The organism is Chitinophaga niabensis, assembly GCF_900129465.1.
GTDB classification, from domain to species: domain Bacteria; phylum Bacteroidota; class Bacteroidia; order Chitinophagales; family Chitinophagaceae; genus Chitinophaga; species Chitinophaga niabensis.
In genome coordinates this window covers 1496383-1508136 of the sequence record NZ_FSRA01000002.1, presented here as the reverse complement: position 1 = coordinate 1508136, position 11754 = coordinate 1496383, and the positions used below count along the sequence as shown (strand labels likewise).

The following is an 11754-nucleotide window of genomic DNA, read 5'->3' as shown; positions in this document are numbered from 1 at the left end:
GCCAGATCTATTAAACATACATTTTAGCGGTTAACGGGGTGCTTAGAGGTTAAATTCTTAGAAGGATCGAATGTAGCAGAATTTAAATACTTGCCAAAGAAATTTCATCAAATCCGGATAAAGTATTCGTCCTAATAATATTTTATCGCTCTCACGGATATCTATTTCTTTACCACGTGTTCGCCACATGTTTGATATTTCTTTTGCCGTGTTTTTACGTCAACATAGTATCAATTAGATACCCTAATCACTATCAGCACCTTAGCCCATTATTTACGTCAAATGCGTCAAAACGCGTCACTCGCTTTTGCGCAAGTTTGAAACACAGGTAGCTTTGCCCTATCGATATCGAAGTACAACATGTTGAGCAGACGTCCTCAACAGAAGTACGAAAGGTCAATTGAGCAAACCTTGAATCTGTTCAAAAATTTCAATTCTAAAATTTAATGTTATGTCAAAATCAAACGATAACGTAATCACACGCGGGGCTTCAGGAACTTTCGGCAGTCAGGTTGTTTTCAGTCAACGCCATGGAAACACCATCATGGGAAAACCTCCAAGGACCAGTAATATTCCACCAACGGAAAAACAACTGGCCGTTAGAGACCGGTTCCTTACAGCTACGCAGTATGCTAAAGCAGTAAACGCCAACGAGGCACAAAAAGCTATCTACAAGGTAGCCGCTAAGTTGGGTCAATCCGCTTACAACGTAGCACTGACAGATGCCATCAAACCACCAGAGATCAAAGAGATCGATCGCAGCCAATATACCGGCTTAACCAACAGTTTCATCCGCATCAATGCAGTTGACGACTTTAAGGTAGCGTCCGTATTAGTGATCATTCTCAGTCAGGCTGGTGATGTGCTGGAACAAGGCAAGGCAACAGTAGATCCCAATAGCTACTATTGGCTTTATGCTGCCCAAACCGAGATTCCAGATCTCACTGGCTGCACCATCAAAGTGCAGGCCATTGACCTCCCGGGGAATGTGGCGACGCAGGAATTGGTTTTATAACCAATCCCCTCCAATGAAAGCCGGAGGAATACCTCCTCCGGCTTCTATTTATGGTTAGACATTCTGTCCCACCATTCAGATTCCAGGATGTTCCAATACATGCAGAACTCCCGCACAGTAATGATAGCCTTCTTGTGTTTGCCCAAAGCTTTTCGCATGACAGCCAGCATTCTCTGTGCAGCACGAATACCTTTACCGGTAAATTCTGCAACATCTTTCGGATAGACCACCACCCGCTGTGTTGGTTTCTTAAAAAATCTTGACATAAAACATTTATTCATCTTAAAAACTAAAAACATGGCCAAACAAGAAGGACCAATAAAAATAACCGGTACCCTGGGTGATAAGGTTTACTATAAAAGAGGGAATAGCTTTTACGTAAAGCAAAAAAAACATGTTGATCCCAAGCACATCATCAAAGGCCCCGGTTACAATACCCAAAGGGCAAACATGATGGAATTCGGGCATGCCTCAAAAGCAGCTCAACTTATCTTCCTTGCATTTGCTCACTCACATCGGCTTGCCAAAGACATTTGCCTGAGCGGGCATCTTACAAGAGAGATCCGCAGGGTGATCAAATCTGACAAGCAGAATGAATACGGCAAACGGAATATCACCGATGCTGAAACATTTCTCATGGAAGGTTTTGAGTTCAATGAGGATGCTCCACTGAGCAAAGTGTTGCTGGTGCCTTATACAGCAACAATTAATACGGATACAGGTAAAATGCAGGTAACGATCACCGGCCAGGGCCAGCATAAAATGGTAAAAGCGCCGAGGTCTGCTACCCATTTTATGGTACATCTGGCGGCCTCTTCCATTGATTTCGTCAACAGGCAGCATGTTTCTTGCGCTACCTCCAGTGAAACATTGCCACTGGAAGGGACACCAGGTGCTCCGCTTACCCTAATTGTAAATCTTCCTCCTAACAATGTTCATCCTCATTTCCTGGCTCTGCGAATCTCCTTTCTCCAGGAATGCAATGGTGTGATTAAGCCATTAAACACCATTGTTCATAATGCTATGGCGTTCGTGAAAGTCCATAGTGTTTGAATATTTGCCATTTTAAATTCCGAACCGCCTTGTTTCTACAGGGTGGTCCTTCTTTATATCTGGCTTAATGCAGGTGTATGTTCGGGTTCCATTGCTGTCATTTAGGTGTAGTATCTCCAACCTTCTCTTTGAAGGGATGCAAGTAGTTAACCCATGTTGTTCCTTCATTTATTTCGAGTAAAAAATCCCAGATAAGTAAGAAGAACTCTAGCTTTCCTATCTAATATATTCATCTTAGATCTCGGGGAATCTTGTGTATCAATGCTTTCAGAAAGGTATGTAAGCATTGAGTGAGAGATGAAGAAGTGATGCGAGTTGTTAGTAGATGTTGTACTCTTGTTCTCGACATCTTGGAAATAATGTTTTTTTGTTGACTTTAATATTGCCATTTCTATTAGTTTTCGGGGAGTATAGGAATAGATAGGCAACATACCTTGGAGGAATGCAGGTTTGGGGTTGAGTTGTGAAGTTTGGGGGGATTGGTAACAACTAATTCAGGAGGACGAATGCCCTTCCCTGTTTTAATGTCACAAAGGATACGATCTTATCCTTATCCATTAAAAAATATCTCAAAAAGCTCTTGTCTTTATTATAAACTATATATGCAGCTTCTTTTGTTTCTCGCCTAATAAACATCTTCTGCATACTAGAATCTGTTTCTAGATATGGTTTAATAATTAACTCTTTGAATTTAGTATTTTGGACTTCAGTAGAAAGATATGCTACTGCAAAAGAAATGATCATTTTTCTATCGTTCTTGGAAAATTTTGGAGATTCATCCTTTCTAAAGAGAAGATACTTTTTTACCAATGTATCAAATTTCCAGCTAGGTTCTTTAATATAATTCAAAAAATCCATAATCACCTCTTGTCGCTTTTGATGACTATCCTGAGAATAGCATGGATTAAAGATAATTAAAGCTTCTATTAATATTACCATTTTTAAGTTTCTCATAGAATTTTCATTTAATGATTACTTGCAATTGCCGCTATTCATCGGTGATTTTCCAACTCCTACTTCAGCACCTGAAATTGCTTTTAAATCCTCGGCTAAACTTGTTGGCGTCAATCCACTACCAATGCCCCATGATCCAATTGTCCTTTTTATACTCAACCCAACAGCATCGGATACATCCAATACAAAATTAGTACAGTTATATCGCTGCAAGTCATACACTGGATTAAAATCCTTAATTATACTAAGAACTTTAGCTAACTGAAATCCTGTTATGTTGATTGATAGCTTTACATCATAAAAATTATCAGAATTATCTCCTAATACACTGGCACTACTTGTTTTAAAAAATGGATTTATTATTTCCTCTGGATAAAATCCTAACGTTCTCTTTGTCACATCGTCATTGATGCTTTGCTCAATGGTAATAAATGCGTGTCCAGCTTTCTCGTATTTGCTAAATTTAACAGCTGATCCGCGAACAGGTCGCTCTGCATAAAAAGTAATCTTCGCCTGCCTAGCTGTGGTAAAACATTTCAAATACTCCACCACATCATCAATCGGCCTCTCCGGTTCATAAACCACAAACACCTCCATTCCCTCATCTAACACTTCCTCCCCACAAGGCATATTACTATACCCACCTCCACTACCTCCATCCCCACTAAGGTCCTGCTCCGCCGAAAAACCCCATGGTTCTTCATAATACCAATCCGGTGTCCAAACAACATTGGTGATACAATCGCTGTGATGCGTAACATTGCTCACACAATTCCCTTCTCCATCTCCGATGCAACTCACCCAGGAATAACAGGTAGTCACCTCAATCGTTCGCACATTCAGCTGAATTTTCTTTCCGGGATCGGCACTTCTGGCCTGCCTGAAAACCTCTGCTTCCCGCAAACTCATAGCACAAGGATCATCAATTCGTGCAAGCGCAGTCCCAAACACTTTAAAATTCAATGCATTCACAACATTGGTTACGGACCTGCTACGTCCACTGAGGGAAGCATTATAGAATTTAAATCGCACCCGTTCATCCATTTCAAAAGCTATAAAGCCTGAGATAGCGGTCTCTGAAGGAAGGGAGAGTGGGATAACGGCCACCAGGGTCTTCCCCCGGTAGCCGATCAAACTTTTATCCCATCTCACTAACCCATAGGTGGAAACTATTGAACCAATGGCCGGTCTATGACGCTCATATTGCCAGGTACTATCTATTAAAGCGTGAAGGCGTACATCAGCAGATGAAGGCAACTGCAAATAGGAAGGAAGCTCAACAAAAGGTTCCTTCACAACTTTGTTACAGGAAAATAAAAGAAATAAGGTAGTTACAAACTTAATTACGGGGTTAGCGTATAGTTTTCTCATAGTGGATGGTGATTTTGTTCAGTTAGCAAAACTAAATCACATCGAATATTCAAAAATGGGGCATTTGCCCCAAATCAGCGCATTTTTTTGATCCTGAAAAGCGTTTTCCGATCAATACCCAGGTAAGAAGCGATATCTTCTTCACTCGCTATTTCAAGAATGCCAGGATTATCCCGGATCAATTTTTCCAAGTTCACTTCCGGGTTTTTTCCTTTCATTTCCTCACGTTCCTCAGCCAGCGTATAATAATACAATACAGCCTTGTCATTGATCGTTTTAAACTCCGGAAACTTGTCTACGAGCCAGGTAAAATTTCCATAGGTCAATTCAACAGCAATAACTTTTTCAATCGCTTTGATCCAACCATTGCTAAGCGCTTGCGTATGAAAACTTTCAGGGCGGATAATTATTTTCCCTGGCCCCATAAACCATTGCACTAGCTGTTTATCATCAACCATTTTATATCCCTTTACATAACCTGAATAAGAAAAATAACAATTTGCACAAACAGTCCCCAATCCTGCCATCACTTCATTCTTCCTGAAACGTTTGATGTCTGTCATATCTATGATAGCCGACTTCAATTCTTCACTTAATGACCCAAAATATTCAAGTACCCTGAACATGAATTCATGCACATTCTCTTCACTATAATCTTTCTTCATAACTATAATTAATAGGGGGTTAAAAATCAATAATTCGCAGAATTGTAGCTTCAGGCTATCTTCTCCCTAACGTTCTTCAACTCTGTCAACGTAAGGTTCAAATAAGATGCAAGGTATATATCAGGCACTCTCCCCAGTTCAAAAGACACCTTCCCCTGCATCTCCTTATACCTCTCCAAAGGTGCCAACGCATATAACACCGGAATCTGCTGTTCCAGCGTAGAATGGCCCAACATGAAGTTATTTACAATGATCCCCATTTCTACACTATTATCCTGCAGCCAGCTAATATCTTCATGCCTGATCCGGATAACCAGTGTATCCTCCAATGCAATAAGGATATTGCCGACAAGATTGGGATCATAGCCCAACCTCAATCTGAATATGTCCATGCTATAAGCATAATCATTTTCACTTCTGATCCATCTGACCAGGTTAGTGCCTTCACGCGCGGTATAACACATCACCAATCCGCTAATTATGAAATAGCTATATTCGGATAACTGTCCTCCGTCAGTGATCACATCATTCTTTTTGAATTCAATAGCTACGGATCGTTGCGTGAAGTCCTGCACAAGCATCAGGGGCACGGGTAGAATTTCACGAAAGGTTTTGAACAATGTAGGATACGCCTCCTCTTGGTCAAAGTTTTTCATCAGGTTGATTTTGGTTACTTAAAACGAGAATACAAATATGTTTGTATCGAATAATGGGGCTTAGGGTTCAATTCTCTGAAGGAGCGAATTTAGGGAAAATTGAATATTCAACAAAAAAGTTCACCTCAGTTTATAGATGATGGAAACTTCAGTCGCTATAGTGAAAGTCTATAAATAAAATAGTATCATAGGCTTGCCTCCTTGCTGTGAAGGCAATTGCCGAGGACGAACATATAGTCCCCTATTTAGAAGACCTGATAAAAAGTCATTCATTTAGAAAATAGCATTGTTTTGGCAATTGATTCTTCCTAGCTCACCTTAACCCCCAACACCCCCTCAACCGTCCATCTCTCAGTAAAGCCGATATCTATCTTACCATCCTTCCACTTAAAAGCAGCAGGTACAGCTTTCCCATCCAAAGTAACAGAAACCTTTCGCGCAGCAAACCCAACAGCCAACACAATCCGTTGAAGATCCAAATGCCCATAACCCATAGAAATCTCTGCAGAAAAAGCCTTCCCACTTTGCTGAGAATAAGTCCCCCAACCCTCAGCCCCCGTAAACGGAGCTTTAAAATCAGAGGCAGAAATCCGCGGAGCGAAAGCAATATACCCGGAAGGCCCATGATACTCAAAGCCACAAGCCGTAATAAAAGTCCCATAACTCGCCATCGCACGGGCATAGTGATCACTACACTCAATCTCATTGAAAGGATTCCGCTTAGCGGCATGGTATCGATCATGCACAGTACGCGTTAATATCATAGCCTCGTCAGTAAGACCCTCAGCCATCATATGCGCCGCCACCTGATGCTCAAACCCACTCATGCATTCATGAAAATACCCCAGCTGCCAGGTCTCACTCTCCCCATAGGGTTTCGCCTCATTGCGGGGATTCGTGTTCATGATCATCCCACCCTCACCGGCAAGCGCATAAGGCCTGCCACCTTTATGTGTTTTAATATAAGGCCCTACATCCGGCGTGAAATTATACTTCCAGAGCGCTTTCAAAGCAGAAACCGTCTTTGCCTTATCGAGTATACGTCCCAGCCCAACCTGGTGAGCCCAGGCCTGCCCATACACCTGATCAATATGGCTGGTATTATAAGAACCTAGTTTCTTACGGCCAAGAACGGCATCCGGCCTGTGAATAAAATATTCTCCATTAAAGAGTGAAGTCTCCATGTTTTTACGGCCGGCAGCAACATACTTAGCACAAAGAGCAGCGAACGAAGCGTCCCCCATTTCAATCGCCATTACTTCGCCAGCACGCACAGCAGCAATGCATAATCCCACGATCCAGGCAATCTCCCCATCCCATACAGCATCGAGGGTATTCTCCAGCGGCGTATCTTCCATCCCATCTCCATTTTTATCCTGGTTAAAAATGAAGGTAATTGCCTTTTTAATAGAAGACCAGTTACGCTTTAAAAAGGAGGAATCCGCAGACATCGTATGCTCCCTGTAAAAACGCAACACCGTCCCCGCCTGACCATCAATAGCAGGATGTTTCGCATTCTCTGCCCGGAACCAAATCATCCCTGTTTCAGGAACAAACCCAACTCCAAGGTCCACCCGCTCCCGCAGATCTTTCTCAATGGAAGGAAAGATCCGCCCCATGGCCTGCGCATATTGCCAAACGTGGGTACAGGTACCTTCACAAGCGCCAACACCTTCCCAAGCCCAGAAACGCCCGGTCGCAAAACGGTGTGCCGTAGTGGTGGCCAAACAGGAGATATTCAAAAAAGTCCGCTCCATGAACCACCAGGGCAAGGTACTGTCATACCAGGTGCGATGCCATTTGAAAGTAGTATCCCTAAGATGATCGAAATTATCAACGATGTATTGCGTAACCGCCAGCGCATCTTTGAACTTCGAAGAATAGTAATTCCCGGAAGCCGCATCCGCCACCAGTTTTTCCAGTGTGCCGGTATTTTTAAAATGCCAGGAGATAATAAAATCCAATGGAGAAGAAGTGCTGCCTGCAGGAACGCTAATCCTGGATTTCAGGAAACCAGTTGTGCTACCGGTAATAGCTGCGTTAAGTTCAGCAACAGCCGTGGGGTCCAGCACTGAAAAACAAATAGTGCCTGCATCCCTTGCAGGAGCCGCTACTGTGGAAGAATAAACAACAGACGTGTATTTTGCCCTGCGCGCTTCTTCAACCTTCCCTCCTTCACGTGGCCCTGTAGCAATACCCACCCCGTTTTCCAAACGCCCGGTAAACTGCACATCAAGGTTTTCCTTACCCTTATTTTTCACCTGGAAAGAAAGTATAGTAGCCGGCAATCCGGAATTATCTGCATCCAGCGGTATGAAAGGAGAGAACGCTTTCATAGTGATCTCTAATGGGAATTCGATGTAAGTAACCGTAGCCACAGGATATGTAGCTTCAAAACGAACTTCCTTCCAATCTTCTGCACTTAATTGTTTTACAACAGGCTTCCCATTCAGCATATACTCCACAGAAAAACCCTGATCCAACACACGTTTATCAGCAGCCACAGTAGGCGCAATATAATTCGCCCCATCCCTGGAACGCACTTTCGCTCCTTCATGCAAGGCCTCCGGCCATGGGATCTGCCGGGGATCAACTCCTTCCTGGTTTTCATTGAAGATATCCCAGAGCCATAATTTCCCATCTCCCCCGAGATACAAAGTACCACATCCGATCCCGCCCACCGGCATACCGATGTATTTTAATTCACCGCGACTTTTAGTATAAGTAGTAGCTTTACCTCGCTGATACAGCGAACGCACCCATGTAGGATCGAGGTTCTTGGAAACTGGAATATTATGCGGCGCAGATTGAAACCCGCCAATCCCGGAAGCCGGTAGTTTACTGAGAAGAAAGCCGGATGCCATGATTCCCATGTTCCGGAGAAAATGCCTGCGTGGAAGAGCCATAAATAGAATTTACATACAAACAGTTCCTAAAATACAATTTCCAAACCGTAGATCCTCAGGCGCGCACAGGATCATACAAGTAATGGACAAAATACTATCGGCTTATGAACCATCTTTTAGCGTAATTGTAAACACAATTCCACATTATGAAAGAGATCTCCCGCCGCAAATGGCTGGGCGTATTTACTACAGCTGCCGTAGGAGCAGGTGTACTGAATACCTCCAGTGCCAGCGCTGCTGACAAAGCAAAAACAGCGACCTTCAACATCAAAGATTATGGTGCTGTCGGGGATGGTAAAACCCTGAACACCAAAGCTATTCAGAAAGCCATTGATACCTGCCACCAGCAAAATGGCGGCACCGTCATTATTCCGGCAGGTGTTTTTATCTGCTCCACGCTGGAACTAAAATCCAACGTTACACTGCATGTAACTGCCGGAGGCAAATTACTCGGAAGCCCCAAACGCGAGGATTACACCGCGGGTAAAGGAGTGCCGGAAAGCAATGGCAACATTGTATTCCTTTATGCTGCGAACGCAAACAATGTATCCATAGAAGGAAAAGGCACAATAGATGGCAACGGCCTCGCCTTCTACAATGGTAAAGGAGATAATACCGGCCCCGGGCAAAGAGGCATCGGCGGAAATTTCGACCGCCCGCACCTCGCTGTATTTTACCAGTGTACAGATCTCACCCTGAGAGATGCAAAGCTACTTGCCAGCGCCTACCACTGCGTAAGGATACTCCAGTGCAAACATGTTCACATAGATGGCATCTACATTTACAACCGCGTCAACAAGAACAACGATGGCTTCCATTTCAACAGTTGCGAATACGTACACATGATCAACTGTGACGTACTCTGCCAGGATGATGCCTGCGCCCTTTTTGGCAGCAATAAATTTGTGACCATCACCAATTGCTCCTTCAGTACCCGCTGGGCCATTTTTCGTTTCGGAGGAGGCCAGAGCCAGAACATCACCATTACTAATTGCCTGATCTATGAAACCTATGGCTGTGCCATTAAGATCAGCGCAGGAAAAGCAGGCATAGAAAATCTCAGTTTCTCCAATATCACCATGCGGAATGTAACCGGCCCAATTGGCATTGGATTCAGCGGAGGGGAAGGAGCTTTTATCAGGAATGTGACTTTTTCCAACATACGCGCCACGGTTGTAGCACAACCCGTTCCGCATCCGGATATCCATTTCGAGCTGAATTTTAAAGAAGGGGAGAAGAATTCCTGTATCACATTGAATGCCATGGGTTCCCATTACCTGGAGAACATCTCCTTTTCAGACGTACATGTGAAATATGCCGGTGGCGGCACAGCAGAACAGGCAAAAAAGGTAGTCCCGGAAATAGCTGCTGAATACTTCGGGGTTTGGGACCAGCTCCCCGGAGGCCCTCCTGCTTACGGCATGTATGCCCGTAATGTAAAAGGCCTCACTTTGCAGAATGTACGTTTTGAACATGAATTACCGGAAGCAAGGCCGGCCATAATACTTGATAATGTGGAAGATGCGGCTATTAATGGTTTAAGTATCCAGGGTACTGAAGCAGATGCGGCCATCAGATGTATCAATTCTAAAGATATTCTTATTACGGCTGCCAGGTTATTAAGTCCTGCAAATAAATTCCTTCTAACAACTGGAGATCAATGCCGCAATATAAAAGTAGAAGGAGGAGATCTGTCAAAAGAAAAGGGCGCTTAGAAAAGCGCCCTCAGTATTTTTAACCATATCCTATGAAAAACCTGATACAAAGATAGGAACGCAAACCACAACACAACATGGCTTTTCGTCAACGATGTATTTTTCTCCGTAAACGTATAGGTATTGATGTTGTTAACTGAAAATTTACAAGTGCAGTGTTATAGGCATAAAAAAAGAGCGCTTAGAAAAGCGCCCTCAAGTATTTTTAACCATATCCTATGAAAAACCTGATACAAAGATAGGAACGCAAACCACAACACCACACGGCATTTCGCCAACGCCGTGTTTTATCCCGTAAACGTATAGGTATTGATGTTGTTAACTGAAAATTTACAAGCGCAGTGATATACAGGCATAAAAAAAGAGCGCTTAGAAAAGCGCCCTCAAGTATTTTTAACCATATCCTATGAAAAACCTGATACAAAGATAGGCACGCAAACCACAACACCACACGGCATTTCGCCAACGATGTATTTTACTCCGTAAACGTATAGGTATTGATGTTGTTAACTGAAAATTTACAAGCGCAGTGTTATAGGGCATAAAAAAAGAGCGCTTAGAAAAGCGCCCTCAAGTATTTTTAACCATATCCTATGAAAAACCTAATGCAAAGATAGGAACGCAAACCACATTTGCTAAACCGTTTTTGTAAACGGTCGCTTTTTTCCGGTAAACGTATAGGTATTGATGTTGTTAACTAAAAACTTACAAGTGCAGTGATATATAGGCATAAAAAAAGAGCGCTTAGAAAAGCGCCCTCAAGTATTTTTAACCATATCCTATGAAAAACCGATGCAAAGATAGGAACGCATTTCACATCCACTCATACAACTTTGCGAATGGCGGTTTTTAGCTGGTAAACGTATGGAAAATGACCTTGTTAACGAAAAAATAACACGCCGGGGTTAAAAACCCCTAAATTTGCACCCATGAAAAAGCTCCCCATACTTTTCCTCACCGCTATTATGCTTTTTAGCGCTTGTGGCTCATTAGAAGGAACTTACATCACCGTTCCACCCCTCAATAAAAAGAAGAAAAAGCAAAAGATCCACCCCAGCATCACTTTCTCCGACGCCATTAAACGCTACCGGAAAGAAAAAGGCTTCTTCCCCCAGGACATGCAATCATTTGAATATTATAGCGATTATACCCGCAACGCCATGCAAAGCATGCGCGAACTCGGCTTTACCAACCTCACCATCTCCTATCTCTACCTGGATTCCCTGGTGATAGACTTCGCCCATACCCCCATCTACACCCAAAAGATCAACCGCTCAGATTTTAGCATAGACCTCGCCGGCCAGCTCATTTATACAAAAAGAGGTGATAGTTTTGTGGAATACAGGGTGTTCGACAAACGTAAAGGCAAAGTAGGTTACGCCTACCGCCAGGATACCACCACTTATTACCGTCGTTAAA

General features: G+C 43.1%; 10 protein-coding genes. 4 read left to right on the top strand and 6 right to left on the bottom strand.

The window, feature by feature from the left end:
• The first annotated feature begins 451 nt into the window (after nt 1-451).
• Nucleotides 452-1015, top strand: coding sequence for a hypothetical protein (locus tag BUR42_RS23365; protein ID WP_074241996.1), 564 nt, complete (start codon nt 452-454; stop codon nt 1013-1015).
• Nucleotides 1016-1059: 44 nt separating this feature from the next.
• Here BUR42_RS23365 and BUR42_RS23360 read toward each other — a convergent pair whose 3' ends face one another.
• Nucleotides 1060-1281: a hypothetical protein gene (locus BUR42_RS23360; protein WP_074243159.1), complete on the bottom strand. Its 222-nt coding sequence runs from the start codon at nt 1279-1281 to the stop codon at nt 1060-1062.
• A gap of 31 nt (nt 1282-1312) precedes the next feature.
• Here BUR42_RS23360 and BUR42_RS23355 point away from each other — a divergent pair, with 31 nt between their 5' ends.
• A complete protein-coding gene (locus BUR42_RS23355) occupies nt 1313-2068 on the top strand; it encodes a hypothetical protein (RefSeq protein ID WP_074241995.1) in 756 nt (251 codons plus the stop codon).
• Nucleotides 2069-2557: 489 nt separating this feature from the next.
• Here the strand turns inward: BUR42_RS23355 and BUR42_RS23350 are convergent, their stop codons facing one another.
• From BUR42_RS23350 to BUR42_RS23330, 5 genes are all read right to left on the bottom strand, one after another.
• Nucleotides 2558-3022, bottom strand: a complete 465-nt coding sequence (locus BUR42_RS23350; RefSeq protein WP_074241994.1) for a hypothetical protein — start codon at nt 3020-3022, stop codon at nt 2558-2560.
• 18 nt (nt 3023-3040) lie between these two features.
• The gene (locus BUR42_RS23345) at nt 3041-4393 is read right to left on the bottom strand and encodes a hypothetical protein (RefSeq protein WP_074241993.1); all 1353 of its coding nucleotides are present in this window, start codon (nt 4391-4393) and stop codon (nt 3041-3043) included.
• Nucleotides 4394-4467: 74 nt separating this feature from the next.
• Nucleotides 4468-5058 carry a Crp/Fnr family transcriptional regulator gene (locus BUR42_RS23340; protein WP_074241992.1) on the bottom strand — a complete coding sequence of 197 codons (591 nt, stop codon included), beginning with the start codon at nt 5056-5058 and terminating at the stop codon, nt 4468-4470.
• Between the two features lie 50 nt (nt 5059-5108).
• Entirely contained in the window at nt 5109-5714 is a 606-nt protein-coding gene (locus tag BUR42_RS23335; RefSeq protein WP_074241991.1) for a cyclic nucleotide-binding domain-containing protein, read from the bottom strand.
• A 308-nt stretch (nt 5715-6022) separates the two neighbouring features.
• The gene (locus tag BUR42_RS23330; RefSeq protein WP_074241990.1) at nt 6023-8620 is read right to left on the bottom strand and encodes a GH116 family glycosyl-hydrolase; all 2598 of its coding nucleotides are present in this window, start codon (nt 8618-8620) and stop codon (nt 6023-6025) included.
• 146 nt (nt 8621-8766) lie between these two features.
• Between BUR42_RS23330 and BUR42_RS23325 the strand changes: the two genes are divergently transcribed.
• A complete protein-coding gene (locus BUR42_RS23325; RefSeq protein ID WP_074241989.1) occupies nt 8767-10335 on the top strand; it encodes a glycoside hydrolase family 28 protein in 1569 nt (522 codons plus the stop codon).
• A 929-nt stretch (nt 10336-11264) separates the two neighbouring features.
• Nucleotides 11265-11753, top strand: a complete 489-nt coding sequence (locus BUR42_RS23320) for a hypothetical protein (protein ID WP_074241988.1) — start codon at nt 11265-11267, stop codon at nt 11751-11753.
• Nucleotide 11754: the final 1 nt, after the last annotated feature.